The following is a 15,058-nucleotide window of genomic DNA, read 5'->3' as shown; positions in this document are numbered from 1 at the left end:
CGTCCGGAGGACCCGGAGTCGTTCGGACGGGACGCCTCCGGCGCCCCCGTCCTGGTCCGCGCACAGGTGACGTCCCTGCTGTGCGTGCCGCTGAGAGAACGTCCGGACGCTCCGGTACAGGGCGTCCTCACGCTGTTCAGGAGCGGGGCGCGGCTGGCCTTCTCGATGGCGGAGGCGCAGGCCGTCGACGTGATGTCGCGTCACATCGCGCTGGCCATGACCCGGCGCGCGGGAGGCGGGGCCGCCGGCCGGGGCAGGCCGGCCGGGAATTAGGCCGCGTCCTGCATGACCTGGTCGCGCAGCCGGTCGCAGCAGCGGCTGATGAGCCGCGAGACGTGCATCTGGGAGATGCCGAGCTGCTCGGCGATGCGGCTCTGCGTCATGTCGCCGAAGAAACGCATGTAGAGGATGTCGCGTTCCCGCTCCGGCAGCGCGGCGATGCGCGGCTTGACGGCCTCGCGGTCGATGACGACGTCGAGGGCGGGGTCGGGCGCGCCGATCGCGTCCCGCAGCGCGTATCCGTCCTCGCTGCCCGGCAGTTCGGCGTCCAGAGAGAGCGCGGTGAAGCTGTCCAGGGCTTCGAGTCCGGCGGCCGCGTCCTCCTCGGACAGCTGCGCCTTCTCGGCGATCTCGACGAGGGTCGGCGCGCGGCCGGGGACGGTCTGGGTCAGCTCCTGGCGGGCGAACCGCACCCGGTTGCGCAGGTCCTGTACGCGGCGCGGCACGTGCAGGGTCCACATGTGGTCACGGAAGTGGCGCTTGATCTCGCCGGTGACGGTCGGCACGGCATAGCTCTCGAAGGCGCTGCCGCGCTCGGGGTCGTACCGGTCGACGGCCTTGACCAGGCCGAGCGCCGCGACCTGGCGCAAGTCGTCCAGGGCCTCGCCGCGGTTGCGGAACCGGCCCGCGAGCCGCTCGGCCATCGGCAGCCAGGCCTTGACCAGTTCCTGGCGCAGTGCGTCACGTTCGGGACCGTGCGGCATCTCGGTCAGCCTGCGGAAAGCGGCCGCGGTGTCGGGGGCGTCGTCGTGCGGATGTCGCTTCGTCTGTCGCGCGTCGGATCGCATGATGCGTCGCAACTCCCTCGGGGGGGTGCCTTGGGTTGAAGGGTCACCGTGGGATGCGCGCGAGGCCGCGACGGGCACACCCGGGCGAGCGGAGCCGCTCCCACGGACGTGCCTCCTGTCCGAAGCACTGTCCGGTTCGCCTGCCCCGAGGACCCGGCGACAAACGGGGTCTGACCGCTTCGCCGGCACGAATCCCGCATGGACCGGCCGCACAGGGGTACTGCGGCGGGACCCGGACACCCCACAGAAAGGCCTAGCCATGGCTGTTGTCGTAAGGGACGTCATGACACCGGGAATCGTGGCGGTCGGGCCCGATGCCTCACTGGTGGAAGCGGCGCAGCTGATGCGTGCGCAGGGGGTCGGCCATGTCCTGGTGGCCACCTCCGGCCGGGTGGTCGGCGTGCTCACCGACCGGGACATCACGCTGCGGGCCGTCGCCGACGGGGCCGATCCCCTCACCGTCAGCGCCCAGGCGGTCTGTACGCCCGATCCCGTGATGGTGGCCCCGGACGACGCGGTGGCATCGGCGGTCAGCCTGATGCTGGAGAACGCCGTGCGCAGGCTGCCCGTCGTCGAGGACGGTCAGCCGGTGGGCATGGTGACGCTCACGGATCTCGCCGCGTCGGCCTGAGGGCCTGACGACCTGAGGACCGGACCGGGCCCGGAGAACACCCGGCCGAAGCCCGCAGAACACCCGTGCGGGCCGAAGAACCCCTGTGCGGGCCCGCCCGGATACCCCCCCGTGCACAGCTGTCCGCGCGGCGGGGTCGTGCGCTATGCGGACAGTGGCTGCGCTCAGCGGATCGTGACCCGGGCTGCGAAGGATTTATCGTTTCACCTGTCACCGGCTGGGCCGGTCGCTGCCCATGGGTCCATAACCCGCCCCGGGGCAACGGCCGTGACGGACCTCCGGGGATGATCCGGCCCGGCCCTCCGGCGGGGCCGGGCCCGCGCCGCGGGTCCGGTCGCTCCCCCTGCACCACCCGTGCAACCGGACCCGCTCCCTCCGGACCGGGCCGGGACCCCGCCCGGTCCGAGGGCCGGACCGGTGCTCCGTTCAGCTGCGCAGCGTCTCGGACGGCAGCTCCCCGAACCGGGCGTGGTACTGCTCGGCGAACCTCCCCAGATGGCTGAAGCCCCACCGGTGCGCCACCTCGCTCACGCTGAGCGAACCGGGCTCCGCCGCCCGCAGCTCGTCGCGCACCCGGGTCAGCCGCACGTCCCGTACGTACGCCATGGGCGACATGCCCACGTAGCGGCGGAACGCCTCCTGGAGCCAGCGCACCCCGACCCGCGCCTCGGCGGCGAGCCCGGCGGGCGTGAACGGATGCTCCGGCCGCTCGTGCACGGCGTCCATCGCGCGCTTGACCGGCGTCGGGCGCAATCTGCTGGCCGGAGCGGCGAGTTCGGCGCGGAAGGGATGCTCGACGGCGAGCAGCAGGCCGTTCAGGATCGCCTCCTGGAGGGGCGCCGCCACCAGCGGCGACGTGTAGAGCGACGGCTGCCCCTGCGCGCCCTCGGCCGGCTCCTCGCGCAGATCCTCCATGACCGTCGTGACGAGCCTGCTCCAGCTGCGGCCCGGACCGCAGGTGGTGTCGAGTTCGGGGGCGAGCGTCAGCGGGGCGCGTACGGCCCTGCCGAGGAGCTGCTCGAGACGCTGCTCCAGCGCCTCGCGATCCATCTTGACCGCGAGCAACCGGCAGTCCCCGGTCCACCGCTCCACCACCGTGTCGCCGACCGGCTGGAACACCCCGGCACGCTCCGCCGTCGCGACGGTGCCCGCGCCGCCGCCCTGCCTGAAGCTCATGTGCCCGCCGAGCAGTATGTTCACGTGGTAGGCGCCCAGTTCGCCGAGCCGCATCCGCACGTCGGCGCCGCAGCTCAGCTCGCCGACGGTGAGCGAGCCGAGCTGTCCGATGTCGAACTCGGCCCTGAAGGCGCGCGGCCCGTCGATGACGTCCATGAAATTGCTGTAGAACGTGGCACCGATCATCTGCCGTGCCTCGTCCACGTCCGTGGTCCTGAAGGACGTACTCAACGCCTCAGCACTCACGTGTGACCACCTGCTCCCCCGACGTCACTCGTGCTTCCCGCGGCTACACCCGGCGCCCCAGCAGACTCAGCAGCTTCGTCTGCTCGTCGGCGCCCTGTGGTGGTTCCACCGCGGGGGCAAAGAGCCCGGTCTTCGCCAAGTCCGCAGCGTACGGCTTGATTTCCCGCAGCGAGAAGGAGACGAGGTCATCCGGAAGCTTTTCGTCCGCGCCGATCGCCCGGGAGAGGTCCCAGGAGTGCACGACGAGGTCGCTGATCATCTGTCCGCAGTAGAAGTCCGCGTCCGAGGCGCCGGAGGAGAGATGGACCGTGCGGTCGAGGGCGCCCGGCTCGCAGAACGCCTCACGGGACGCCTCGGCCGCCGTGTCCCAGGAGGCCACCGGGTCGGGGCCGAGCATGTCGCCGTCGAAGGCGTCGCCGACCGATTCGATGGTGGCGCCGTCACGAACGAGTGAGGGCACCCACAGCTGTTCGGCGGTGAGGTGGTTGACGAGGTCGTGCACGGACCAGTCGGTGCACGGCGTCTGCGCGTCCCACTGGTCGCCGCCGACCGCGTGCACACGGTCGGTGAACAGTTCGAGGGCGGCCGCGTGCCGGGCGAGGAGCGAGTGGCCCGCCTGGTCGGGCGGGCCCGCTGTGCCAGTCGTGTCTGCCATGCCTGCCATTGTCCTCCCGGAGCCGGGAGGCGCTACCGCGTGCGGTTCCTCCGCGGCCGGACGGCGCTGCTACCGCGCGCGCTCCACGCGCCGCTCGTCCCACACCGGCTCCTGCGTCTCGCGCACGAGACCGTCGCTGCCGAAGACTAGATAGCGGTCGAAGGAGCGGGAGAACCAGCGGTCGTGCGTCACGGCGAGCACCGTCCCCTCGTACGCCTCAAGGCCGTCCTGGAGCGCCTCGGCCGATTCGAGGTCGAGGTTGTCGGTGGGCTCGTCGAGCAGCAGGGCCGTGGAGCCCTCCAGCTCCAGGAGCAGGATCTGGAAGCGCGCCTGCTGGCCGCCCGAGAGCCGCTCGAAGCGCTGCTCGGCCTGTCCGGTGAGCTCGTACCGGCGAAGGCGCGCCATGGCGGGCCCCTTGGCCTGGGCGTGCTCGCGCCACAGGATGTCGAGGAGCGTGCGGCCGAAGAGCTCCGGGTGGGCGTGGGTCTGCGCGAAGTGGCCCGCCACGACACGCGCGCCGAGCTTCCACTCGCCGGTGTGCGCGACGTCGCCGCCCGCCAGAAGGCGCAGGAAGTGCGACTTGCCCGAGCCGTTCGAGCCGAGGACGGCCACCCGCTCGCCGTAGAAAACCTCCAGGTCGAAGGGCTTCATCAGGCCGGTCAGTTCGAGGCCCTTGCAGGTGATCGCGCGGATGCCCGTACGGCCGCCGTGCAGGCGCATGGTGATGTCCTGCTCGCGGGGCGGCTCGGGCGGCGGTCCCGCCTCCTCGAACTTGCGGAGGCGGGTCTGCGCGGCGGCGTACCGCGAGGCGAGCTCATGGCTGACGGAGGCGGCCTGGCGCAGGCTGAGCACCAGCTTCTTCAGCTGGGCGTGCTTCTCGTCCCAGCGCCTGCGCAGCTCCTCGAAGCGCGCGAACCGCTCTTTGCGCGCCTCGTGGAAGGTGGAGAAACCGCCGCCGTGCACCCAGGCGTCGGCGCCCGCGGGCCCCGGCTCGACGCTGACGATCTTCTCGGCGGCGCGGGAGAGGAGCTCGCGGTCGTGCGAGACGAACAGGACGGTCTTGCGGGTCTCCTTCAGGCGCTCCTCCAGCCAGCGCTTTCCGGGTACGTCGAGATAGTTGTCCGGCTCGTCCAGGAGCAGCACCTCGTCGCCGCCGCGCAGCAGGGCTTCGAGCACCAGGCGCTTCTGCTCGCCGCCGGAGAGCGTGCGGACCTCGCGGAACTGCGCCTTGTCGTACGGGATGCCGAGCGCGGCGGTGGTGCACATGTCCCAGAGCGTCTCGGCCTCGTAGCCGTGCGCCTCGGCCCAGTCGGAGAGCGCCTGGGCGTACTGGAGCTGGGCGGCCTCGTCGTCGACGGTCATGATCAGGTGTTCGGCGACGTCCACGGCCTTCGCGGTCTCGCGGATGCGGGGGCCGGAAACGGAGACGAGCAGGTCGCGCACGGTCGTCTCGTCGCGCACGGAGCCGACGAACTGCGGCATGACGCCGAGGCCGCCGCTGACCGTGACGGTGCCGCCGTGCGGCTGGATCTCGCCCGAGATGAGGCGCAGCAGCGTGGTCTTGCCCGCGCCGTTGGCCCCGACGAGGGCGACGACGGCTCCCTCACCGACCCGGAAGGAGACATCGCCGAGCAGGGCTCGGCCGTCCGGCAGGTAGTACTCGATGTGCGCGGCTTCCAGATGTCCCATGCGGGGATTGTCCGTGGGCGGTGCACGTTGCTGCAAATGCGTTTCGTCTCCCTCTCCCCGGGACCGGCCCCGTCCTCCTCCGCTCCGGCCCCGGCGCTCGGCTGCCGGACGCCGGACGCCCGGCCGCCGGGCGGGTCGGTTTTCCGACGTATCCGGCGGCGCGGGCGAGGAACCAGCCGCCGGGGGTACTCGCCGTCCATGCCTCTGCGAACCCGTCTCATCGCGCTGGACCACCAGACCTTCGAAGCCGTCGCCACCCGGCACTGGCCGGGCGGCGACCGCCTCCTGCCCCGGCTCAGCCGCAGCGCGAACCACGGCCTGCTGTGGTTCGGTGTGGCCGCCGGGATAGCGGCGACCGGCTCGCCCCGCGCACGGCGTGCCGCGCTGCGCGGGAGCACGTCGCTCGCGTTCGCCTCCGCCGCCGTCAACACCCTCGGCAAGCGCTCGGTGCGCCGGGCGAGGCCGCTGCTCGACGGGGTGCCGCTGATGCGTCAGCTCAAGCGGCAGCCGGTCACCACGTCCTTCCCCTCGGGGCACTCCGCGTCGGCCGCCGCCTTCGCCACCGGTGTCGCCCTCGAGTCGCGGGGCTGGGGTGCCGGTGTCGCTCCCGTCGCGGCCGCCGTCGCGCTGTCCCGCGTCTACACCGGCGTGCACTTCCCCAGCGACGTCCTCGCGGGGGCCGCGCTCGGCGCCGGTGCGGCCTTCGCGGTGCGCGGCATGGTGCCGACCAGGGATCTGCTGCCGCCGCCGGGCAGGCCACGGGTCGACGCTCCCGCACTGCGCGGCGGCGAAGGCCTGGTCCTCCTGTGCAACACCGCCGCCCGCACCCCGGAACGTACCGCGGCGCTGCTCGACGCCCTGCCGCTCGCCGAGGTCGTGGAGTGCCGGCCCGAGGAGCTGGGGGCCGAGCTGGAGAAGGCCGCCGGGCGGGCGCGGGTGCTCGGGGTGTGCGGCGGTGACGGCACCGTCAACGCCGCGGTGCCGGCCGCCCTGCGCCACCGGCTGCCGCTCGCGGTCCTGCCGGGCGGCACCCTCAACCACTTCGCGTACGACATCGGGATCGAGGAGCCGCGGGATCTGTGCCGGGCCGTCGAGGCGGGGGACGCGGTCGCCGTGGACGTGGGGCGTTTCAGCTCCGGGAGCGGCCCGCGGGGCTACTTCCTCAACGCCCTCAGCATCGGTGTCTACCCCGAGCTGGTGCGGCTGCGCGACCACTGGGCCCGCCGCATCGGCAGCCGGGCCGCCGCTGTCTACGCCGCCGCCCGGCTCCTGCACTCCGACCGGCAGCCGCTGAGCGCCGAATTCCGGGGCAGGCAGCGGGCGTTGTGGCTGCTCTTCGCCGGCAACTGCACCTATCAACGGCTCGGGTTCACCCCCGGCCGCAGGCTCGACCTGGCCGACGGACTGCTCGACGTACGCGTCGTGCACGGCGGCCGCAGGCCCGGCACGCGGCTGCTCGCCGCGGCGCTCGCGGGGCCGGTCAGGCGCTCGCCGGCGCAGGCCGCCGCGCGGCTGCCCCGGCTGCGCATCGACGGCCTGGAGAAGGGGACCGCGGTGGCGTACGACGGTGAAGTGACCGCCGTGCACGGCGGGCTGCTCATCGACAAGCTGCCCGAGGCGCTGACCGTGTACCGCCCCCTCCCCGCAGGGCGGTGAGCACTGGACGTTGACCACATAGTGATACGCGGGTCTCATTATTCGACATGACGGCGTAGCGTTCGGTGCACCGCAGCGAGCGGCAGCGAACATGAAGGAGTCCCGTCATGCCGGAGGAGACCGCCGTATACACGCACGGACACCACGAGTCCGTGCTGCGCTCCCACACCTGGCGGACCGCCGCCAATTCGGCCGCCTACCTCGTCGAGTCGGTGAAGCCGCACATGCGGATCCTGGACATCGGCTGCGGGCCCGGCACCATCACCGCCGACCTGGCCGAACTGGTCCCCGACGGGCACGTCACGGGCGTCGACCACGCTCCCGGCATCCTGGACCGCGCCCGCGCGACGGCGGCCGAACGGGGCCTGGAGAACGTGGAGTTCGCCGTCGCCGACGTGCACGCCCTGGACTATCCGGACGACACGTTCTGCGTCGTCCACGCCCATCAGGTGCTCCAGCACGTCGGCGACCCGGTGCGCGCCCTGAGCGAGATGCGGCGCGTCTGTGCGCCGGGCGGCATCATCGCCGCCCGTGACGCGGACTACTCGGCGATGACGTGGTACCCCGCATCCCCCGTCATGGACGACTGGCTGGACCTGTATCTGCGGGTGGCCCGCGCCAACGGCGGCGAGCCGGACGCGGGGCGCCGGCTCAAGGCCTGGGCGCTGGAGGCCGGTTTCGGGGCCGGGGACATCACCGCGAGCGCGGGCACCTGGTGCTACGCGTCGCAGGAGGAGCGCGCCTGGTGGAGCGGCCTCTGGGCGGACCGCACGGTCGCCTCCTCGTACGCCGAACGCGCCGTCGAGGGCGGGCATGCCGACGCCGGTGAACTGCGGGCCATCGCCGACGCGTGGCGGGAGTGGGGAAAGCGCGAGGACGGCTGGTTCGCCGTGCTGCACGGGGAGATCCTCTGCCGCAAGTGACGCGTGAGGGCGCACACAGGACATCAATTGGCTGCGTAGACAGAGCAGTTGGGGATACTCGGGTCAGCAGGAGGTAGACACTATGGTTCCCATCCTGCTCGTCCTGCTGCTTGCCCTGCTTCTCTTCGGTGCGGGGTTCGCCGTGAAGATTCTCTGGTGGATCGCCGTCGCCGTGCTCGTGATCTGGCTGGTCGGATTCCTGATGCGCAGCACGACGGCCTCCGGGACGAGGTCCCGCTGGTACCGCTGGTAGCCGGTCGGCGTGCGCAGCCACAGCGGACACACTCGGCCGGCATGTCCCGGAGCCCGCGGGCCTCAGCCCGCGGGCTCGTCCGGTCCCGGCACGGCTTCCGGCACGACTACCGGATCGACGAAGCTGTACGGGGGCAGCGGCCCCCGCACCCGGAGGTCCAAGTGGGGCTGGTCCGTGCGGAGTTCGTCCACCGCGCAGAGGAAGCCGCCGGCCGAGTCGCGGTGCACGAGGAAGGAGAGGTCGGTGAGCCAGCCCGGCCCCTCGGGTCCCGCGCAGACCGCCTCGGTGGTCGGTTCGAGGGCGCGCCGCACATGGTCGGCGTCGCTCGCCTCACGCGCCCGCACGGTCGCCGCGACCTTCTCCCCGAGGTCTAGTTTCTGCTCGTAACTGCCGCCCTTGAGCAGCTGGTTGGCCTCGACCATGGCCCGCAGTTCCGGGTTCTCGCCCAGGACCTGGTGCAGGACGGCCCGCTCGTTGTGGGAAGCCTTCACGTTGTACTCGACCCGGCTGTCCAGCGCGTGCAGCCGCTCCGTGTAGTGCCCGTACCGCTGCGCGAGGACCGCACGGACCGCCTCGTCGTCGGGCGCGAGGCTGCCGAAGCGCAGCGGGAGCACCGCGCCCGGAGCGCCTGCCTCGGACAGGACGCGGTGGTGGGCCTCCAGGTCGCGCCGCCCGGGCCGCAGGTCTTCGGGCACATCGCTGACCAGCGCGGCGAGCTCTCCGCACCGCACGATCCTGACGGGGAGAGGCGGTTCGCCGATACCGTCCATGACGTCGGGGGTGTCCGGACGGTCGGGCAGCTCCGGGTGCGGTCCGGCGACGATGCCGTAGATGTACGTGCTCACTGGTCTCGCTCCTCACTCCACCGCGAGGATTACGGGTGACCCTGCCCGCCGGGACCAAACCTCAGCCGCGCAGCGCGCGCAGCTTGCGGCGGGCCGGGCCCAGGGCACGGCCCGAGCGCAGCAGGCCCGCCCACGGATCGGTGCGCGCCTGCTCGACCGCGTCCGCGATGGTCCAGCGGCGGGCCGAGAGCGCGGGATCGTCGATGTCGTCCCAGGCCACGGGCACGGCCACCGGGGCGCCCGGTTTCGCGCGGACCGAGAAGGGGGCGACGGCGGTCTGCGCGTACGCGTTGCGCTGGATGTCGAGGTAGAGGCGGTCGCCGCGGTCCTTTTTGCGGACGGCCGTGGTGAGCTGACCGGGGTGGGCCAGGGCCAGGGTCTCGGCGACGTCCTTGGCGAAGTCGCGTACGTCGTCGAAGTCGTGGCGGCCGTTGAGGGGCACGATGACGTGCAGTCCGCGCGAGCCCGTGGTCATCAGGGCGGACGGCAGGCCGATGTGGTCGAGCAGTTCACCGGTGAGCCGTGCCGCCTCGCGCACCGGCCCGAAGTCGTCCTTGGCCGGGTCGAGGTCGAAGACCAGCCGGTCGGGGTGGTCGGCACCGCCGGCGCCGCCGACCCGGGACATCCAGCGGTGCAGGGTGAGACAGGCCTGGTCGGCAAGGTAGAGGAGGGTGGCGGTGTCGTCGCACACGGTGTGCGTGAGCGTGCCGCCCTCCTTGGCGACCTCGGCGCGGGTGATCCAGTCCGGGTAGTGGTCGGGGGTGTCCTTCTGCATGAAGCGGGGCCCGTCGACGCCGTCCGGGTGCCGCTCCAGCATCAGGGGACGGCCGCGCAGGTGGGGCAGCATGAACGGGGCGACGGCCCGGTAGTAGTCGGCGAGGTCGCTCTTGGTGTAGCTCGGGTGGCCTTCGTCGTCACCGGGCGGGAAGAGGACCTTGTCGGGGCGGTGCAGCTCTACGGTGCGGCGTCCCGCCCGCAGCGTTCGTGCGCTGGTCATGTGGGGTTCCTTTCATGCTGCACAGGGGTGCTGACAACACCTGCGGACGGGGGTCGGCAGGCGTGCCCCGGACCGCGTACGCCGGAAGGATTCAGGAGAACGGTTCAGGTCGGACCGTAGTGAGCGAGGCACACCATGGCGAACGCAACGCGCAGAAATCCGCTGCCCCCGAAACGGGAGCGGACGGGCCAGGCGGTGCCCTTGGCTCCCCCGCCCGTCCACGCCGCGTTCGCGCTCTGGATCACCGCCGTCATGGCGGGCTTCTTCGAGACGGTGCTCATGGCCGGCAGGCTGATCGCCGGCGGGGACGCGTCCGCCGGGGAGCTCGCGGGCGGCCTGCTGCTGCGGATGGCCGTGTTCTCGGCGGCCGTGCTGGTCGCCGTCCAGCTGCGCCGCGGCAGGAACTGGGCCCGCCTGACGCTCGCCGGGGGGCTCGGCGTCCTCGGCACGCTGTCCCTGGTCGTCGAGCCCGTCAGGTGGCTGGCCGACCACCCCCTGAGTGACGCCTTCCGGGACGCGGGCGCGGTGGACGTCCTGTTCGGCGCGAGCCGCGTGCTGCATCTGAGCGCGGTGCTCACGGCGATGGTCCTGATGTTCCGGCCCACGGCCAACGCCTGGTTCAGGGCGCGCGCGGCGGAGCCGGGCAGGCACTGACCGGGCTCACCGCACGACCGCCTGCTCGACGAGCAGCCGCGCCGCCGCCGCGATGGACTCGGCGTCGATGCCCGCCGCGTGCAGTTGCTCCTCGGGAGTCGCCGAGCCCGGCATCGTGTTCACCGCGAGCCGCGCGAGCCGCGGCACCGGGCCCCCGTCCGTGAAGGCCTCGGCGACGGCGTCGCCGAGGCCGCCCTCGGGCCGGTGGTCCTCGACGGTGAGCAGGCAGCCGGTGCGCTCCGCGGCCTCGCGCAGCGTCGCCCGGTCGACCGGTTTGACCGAGTACAGGTCGATGACCCGCACCTGGATGCCCTCGCGGTCCAGGTAGTCGGCCGCGGTCAGCGCCTCGTGCACGGTCACGCCCGCGGCGACCAGCGTGAGCCGGTCGGAGTCGGACGAGCGCAGGACCTTGGAGCCGCCGATCGGGAACTCCTCGCCGGGTCCGTAGATGACGGGGGTGTCCCCGCGCGACGTACGCAGGTACCGCACGCCGTCCAGGTCCGCCATCTGCGCGATGAGCCGTCCCGTCTGGTGGGCGTCGCACGGATACAGGACCGTCGAGCCGTGCACGGCACGGAGCATCGCCAGGTCTTCGAGACCCATCTGGGACGGCCCGTCCTGGCCGATGGCCACCCCCGCGTGGGAGCCGACGAGATTGATGCCGGCGCCGCTGATCGCCGCCATCCGGATGAAGTCGTGGGCGCGGGTGAAGAACGCGGCGAACGTGGCCGCGTACGGGACCCAGCCGCGAACCGCCAACCCCACGGCGGAGGCGACGAGTTGCTGCTCGGCGATGTAGCACTCGAAGTACCGCTCGGGGTGCTCCTTGGCGAAGTACTCGGTGCGCGTGGAGTCGCCGACCTCGCCGTCCAGGGCCACGACGTCGCCGCGCGCGGTCCCGAGCGCGGCGAGCGCCTGGCCGTAGGCGTTGCGGGTGGCGACGGCATCGCCCACCTCGTGGCGCGGCAGCTCCAGATGGCCGGTGCGGGTGGCGTGCAGGGCCCGCGCGGCGGCGGGCTTGCGCACCTCGACGCGCACGTCCTGTACGCCGCCCAGCTCCTCGATCGCCGCTTCGGCGTCCGGCAGCGGCTTGCCGTGCATGCCCTCGCGGTCCTCCACGGAGGCGACGCCCTTGCCCTTGAGCGTGCGGGCGAGGATGACCGTGGGCTGCCCCTTGGTGGAGCCCGCCTCCCCGAAGGCGCGCTCGACGTCGTCCAGGTCGTGGCCGTCGATCTCGACGACGTGCCAGCCGAAGGCGGCGAAGCGGCGGGCGTAGGCATCCAGGTCCCACGCGTGCCGGGTGGGGCCGCGCTGCCCGAGGCGGTTGACGTCGACGACGGCGGTCAGATTGTCCAGGTGCTCGTATCCGGCGTGCTCCGCGGCCTCCCACACCGACCCCTCCGCCAGCTCGCTGTCACCGCACAGCACCCACACCCGGTAGGGAATCCGGTCGAGCCGCTTGCCGGAGAGAGCCATGCCGACACCGATGGGGAGCCCCTGCCCGAGGGACCCGGTGGCGACCTCGACCCACGGGATGCGGCGCGGCGTCGGATGCCCTTCCAGGCGGCTGCCCTGCTTGCGAAAGGTCAGCAGCTCGCTGTCGGTGATCACGCCGGCCGCCTTGTACGCCGCGTACATCAGGGGCGACGCATGCCCCTTGGACAGGATGAAGCGGTCGTTGCCGGGGTGGTCGGGCCGGTCGAAGTCGTAGTGCAGATGCCCCGCGAGGAGCACCGCCATCAGGTCCGCGGCGGACATCGAGGAGGTGGGGTGCCCGGATCCGGCGGCGTCCGCGGCCCGGATCGAGTCGACCCGCAGCTGCCTGGCGAGACGGTCGAGTTCACTGGTGGTCATGGCGGGTCCTTCCGGGGGGTGGGCTCTTGGGATCCGGCGGTCCGTCGGTGGCACGGCCGCCGGTCGTGCGGGCCGCCGGTTCCCGGATGGCGTGGCCTGCCGACGACCCTGGCACGCGGGACCCCCGGTTCCCCCCGCGAACCGCCGCCAAACTCGGCCGGACCCCGGCTCCGGAGGTGCGCGGACTCCGTTTGCCCGCCGGGCAAAGGGATACCCGTACGACGCGCCGCCGCAGGTGCGAGGGGCCGAGTTCGCTTCCACCGCCTCCCGCGGCCCCCCACTTCCGCATGTGATCCAGGACGGTCCCGATGAAGGACGCAGTGCCCATCGAAAGCCCCGCCATGTCCGCCTATCTGGTACCCGCCGACGCCCCCGAGGCGGACGGCACCTTCGCGTGGGAGAGCACGACCGTCGTGTTCGTCGAGGTGACCGCGGGCGACGCCACGGGCACGGGGTGGACCTACGCCCCCGCGTCCACCGTGTCCCTGATGGCCGAACAACTGGCCCCGGCCGTCACGGGGATGGACGCGCTCGACATCCCCGCCGCGCACGCGGCGATGACGAAGGCGGTCCGCAACACCGGCCGTGCGGGAGCCGCCTCCAGCGCCGTCTCGGCGATCGACATCGCCCTGTGGGACCTGAAGGCACGCCTCCTGGAGATTCCGCTCGTACGCCTGCTTGGCGCGGCCCGCGACGAGGTCCCCGTCTACGGCAGCGGGGGCTTCACGACGTACCACGACACGCATCTGGCGGCGCAGCTGAACGGCTGGGTGCACGGCCAGCGCATACCCCGCGTGAAGATCAGGATCGGTGAGGCGTGGGGGCGGGCCGTCGCCCGTGACCTGCTGCGGGTGCGCACCGCGCGCGACGTCATCGGCGCGCAGGCCGAGCTGTACGTCGACGCGAGCGGCGGCTACACCCGCAAGCAGGCGGTCCGGGTGGGCCGGGTCCTGGCCGAGCACGGCGTGGGCTGGTTCGAGGAGCCGGTGCCCGAGGACGACCTGCGGGGGCTCGCGCTGGTGCGGGACGCGCTGGTCTGCGACGTGGCGGCGGGCGGGTACGGCCACGAACTCGCGCACTTCGCCCGCCTCGTGCCTTCCGTGGACTGCCTCCAGCTGGACGCGACGCGCTGCGGCGGCCTGACCGAGTGGCTGCGCGCGGCGGCCCTCGCGCAGGCGCACGGGATCGAGGTGTCGGCCCGCTGTGCCCCGCACGCGCATGCCGCGGTCGCCGCGTGCGTACCGAATCTGCGGCACATCGAGTGGTTCCACGACCATGTGCGGATCGAGTCGATGTTCTTCGACGGCGCCCTCGACCCGACGGGCGGCACCGTCCGCCCGGACGGCGGCGTCGGCCACGGCCTGGAACTGCGGCGCACGGAGGAGGTCGAGGAATACCGGGTCGCGTGAGGGGCCGCCGGACTGGCACGCTCGGCCGATGCGGAGAACGGAAGCACTGCTCGTCGGAGGCCGCTCCGGGGCCGGCAAGTCCTCGGTGGGCCTGGAGGTCAGCGCGCTGCTGCGGGCCGCGGACGTGGGGCACGCGTACATCGAGGGCGACGTCCTGGACGCGGTCCACCCGGCGCCGGAGGGCGATCCCGACCGCTCCCGGATCACCGGGCGCAACCTCGCGGCGCTCTGGGCGAACTACGCGGACCTCGGCTGCCGCCGTCTCGTCTACACCAATACGGCGAGCGTCCTCGCCGGCGAGGAGTGGCTGTTCGCCGGTGCGTTGCGCGGCCCGCGCATCATACGCGTGCTCCTCACCGCGTCGGACGCCACCGTCGAGGAACGCCTGACGGCCCGTGAGCTGGGCTCGGAGCTCGGACAGCAGCTGCGCCGCAGCGCGTTCATGGCCCGGCACCTGGAGGAGCACGCGGCCGACGGCACGCACCGCGTCGCGACGGACGGGCGGCGGGTCGCGGACATCGCGGCCGATGTGGTGGCCGCCACGGGATGGAACTCCCGGAAGTCGCCCGAAACGATCACGGAGGGCGGCCGGGCCAACTAGGCTCACCCGTATGGAGATCCTGGGAGCCACGCTGCGTATCTGCGTCGAGGACCTGGAGTCCTCGGTCGCCTTCTACGAACGCCTCGCGGGCCATACCGCGCAGCGCTTCGAACGGGAGGGCGTGTCCGTCGCGGCGGTCGGCTGCTTCCTGCTGATGAGCGGGCCCGAGCGCGAGCTGGAGATCCTGCGGAAGGTTTCGGCGACGATCGCGGTACCGGACGTCGACGAGGCGTACTCCGTCCTGAACGCGTCCGGCGCCCGGGTCATCGCGGGCCCCGTCCCGACGCCGGTGGGCCGCAATCTCATCGCGGTGCACCCGGACGGCACGGTCTTCGAGTACGCGGACCGGCGCCCCGCGACCTGACCGGTCTGCCCGTATCCTCCTGTGCCCGTATCCTCCAC

At 72.6% G+C, this 15,058-nt stretch carries 15 protein-coding genes and 1 pseudogene; 9 read left to right on the top strand and 7 right to left on the bottom strand.

What is annotated here, in order from left to right:
* A pseudogene (locus ACQKIP_RS09510) lies at positions 1-273 on the top strand (hypothetical protein); the annotation flags it as partial.
* On the opposite strand, the gene ACQKIP_RS09505 reads toward ACQKIP_RS09510, so the two are convergent.
* Entirely contained in the window at positions 270-1,067 is a 798-nt protein-coding gene (locus ACQKIP_RS09505; protein ID WP_365855682.1) for an RNA polymerase sigma factor SigF, read from the bottom strand. The pseudogene ACQKIP_RS09510 and the gene ACQKIP_RS09505 sit on opposite strands and share 4 nt — an antisense overlap.
* Before the next feature lie 259 nt (positions 1,068-1,326).
* Here ACQKIP_RS09505 and ACQKIP_RS09500 point away from each other — a divergent pair, with 259 nt between their 5' ends.
* Positions 1,327-1,698 carry a CBS domain-containing protein gene (locus ACQKIP_RS09500; RefSeq protein ID WP_365855684.1) on the top strand — a complete coding sequence of 124 codons (372 nt, stop codon included), beginning with the start codon at positions 1,327-1,329 and terminating at the stop codon, positions 1,696-1,698.
* 426 nt (positions 1,699-2,124) lie between these two features.
* Here ACQKIP_RS09500 and ACQKIP_RS09495 read toward each other — a convergent pair whose 3' ends face one another.
* From ACQKIP_RS09495 to ACQKIP_RS09485, 3 genes are all read right to left on the bottom strand, one after another.
* The gene (locus ACQKIP_RS09495; protein WP_365855686.1) at positions 2,125-3,120 is read right to left on the bottom strand and encodes an AraC family transcriptional regulator; all 996 of its coding nucleotides are present in this window, start codon (positions 3,118-3,120) and stop codon (positions 2,125-2,127) included.
* Positions 3,121-3,163: 43 nt separating this feature from the next.
* Positions 3,164-3,775: a TIGR03086 family metal-binding protein gene (locus tag ACQKIP_RS09490; RefSeq protein WP_365855688.1), complete on the bottom strand. Its 612-nt coding sequence runs from the start codon at positions 3,773-3,775 to the stop codon at positions 3,164-3,166.
* Between the two features lie 69 nt (positions 3,776-3,844).
* Complete coding sequence (locus tag ACQKIP_RS09485; RefSeq protein ID WP_365855690.1) at positions 3,845-5,464, bottom strand: ABC-F family ATP-binding cassette domain-containing protein; 1,620 nt, start codon at positions 5,462-5,464, stop codon at positions 3,845-3,847.
* A 198-nt stretch (positions 5,465-5,662) separates the two neighbouring features.
* Between ACQKIP_RS09485 and ACQKIP_RS09480 the strand changes: the two genes are divergently transcribed.
* From ACQKIP_RS09480 to ACQKIP_RS09470, 3 genes are all read left to right on the top strand, one after another.
* Positions 5,663-7,120 (top strand): bifunctional phosphatase PAP2/diacylglycerol kinase family protein, encoded by a 1,458-nt coding sequence (locus tag ACQKIP_RS09480; protein ID WP_365855692.1) that lies wholly within the window; start codon positions 5,663-5,665, stop codon positions 7,118-7,120.
* 107 nt (positions 7,121-7,227) lie between these two features.
* A complete protein-coding gene (locus ACQKIP_RS09475) occupies positions 7,228-8,043 on the top strand; it encodes a class I SAM-dependent methyltransferase (protein WP_365855694.1) in 816 nt (271 codons plus the stop codon).
* A gap of 82 nt (positions 8,044-8,125) precedes the next feature.
* A complete protein-coding gene (locus tag ACQKIP_RS09470; protein WP_361830241.1) occupies positions 8,126-8,296 on the top strand; it encodes a hydrophobic protein in 171 nt (56 codons plus the stop codon).
* A gap of 62 nt (positions 8,297-8,358) precedes the next feature.
* On the opposite strand, the gene ACQKIP_RS09465 is transcribed toward ACQKIP_RS09470, so the two are convergent.
* Positions 8,359-9,141: a GvpL/GvpF family gas vesicle protein gene (locus ACQKIP_RS09465; RefSeq protein WP_365855696.1), complete on the bottom strand. Its 783-nt coding sequence runs from the start codon at positions 9,139-9,141 to the stop codon at positions 8,359-8,361.
* Between the two features lie 61 nt (positions 9,142-9,202).
* Positions 9,203-10,138, bottom strand: a complete 936-nt coding sequence (gene ligD, locus ACQKIP_RS09460) for a non-homologous end-joining DNA ligase (protein ID WP_365855698.1) — start codon at positions 10,136-10,138, stop codon at positions 9,203-9,205.
* Positions 10,139-10,273: 135 nt separating this feature from the next.
* On the opposite strand from ligD, the gene ACQKIP_RS09455 reads away from it, so the two are divergent.
* On the top strand, positions 10,274-10,792 hold the full coding sequence (locus ACQKIP_RS09455) for a hypothetical protein (protein ID WP_365855700.1): 519 nt from the start codon (positions 10,274-10,276) through the stop codon (positions 10,790-10,792).
* A 6-nt stretch (positions 10,793-10,798) separates the two neighbouring features.
* Here the strand turns inward: ACQKIP_RS09455 and ACQKIP_RS09450 are convergent, their stop codons facing one another.
* Entirely contained in the window at positions 10,799-12,646 is a 1,848-nt protein-coding gene (locus tag ACQKIP_RS09450) for a transketolase (RefSeq protein WP_365855702.1), read from the bottom strand.
* Positions 12,647-12,954: 308 nt separating this feature from the next.
* Between ACQKIP_RS09450 and ACQKIP_RS09445 the strand changes: the two genes are divergently transcribed.
* Genes ACQKIP_RS09445 through ACQKIP_RS09435 form a run of 3 tightly spaced genes read left to right on the top strand, consistent with a single transcriptional unit; the run spans position 12,955 to position 15,020 of the window.
* Positions 12,955-14,055: an enolase C-terminal domain-like protein gene (locus ACQKIP_RS09445; protein ID WP_365855704.1), complete on the top strand. Its 1,101-nt coding sequence runs from the start codon at positions 12,955-12,957 to the stop codon at positions 14,053-14,055.
* A gap of 28 nt (positions 14,056-14,083) precedes the next feature.
* Entirely contained in the window at positions 14,084-14,656 is a 573-nt protein-coding gene (locus tag ACQKIP_RS09440; protein ID WP_365855706.1) for a hypothetical protein, read from the top strand.
* Positions 14,657-14,666: 10 nt separating this feature from the next.
* A complete protein-coding gene (locus ACQKIP_RS09435; protein ID WP_361198087.1) occupies positions 14,667-15,020 on the top strand; it encodes a VOC family protein in 354 nt (117 codons plus the stop codon).
* The last annotated feature ends 38 nt before the right edge of the window (positions 15,021-15,058 follow it).

This window comes from Streptomyces sp. NPDC059900, assembly GCF_050270335.1.
Classification (GTDB): domain Bacteria; phylum Actinomycetota; class Actinomycetes; order Streptomycetales; family Streptomycetaceae; genus Streptomyces.
Note: the sequence above shows the minus strand (reverse complement) of the source record. Positions and strands in the feature narration are given on the sequence as shown.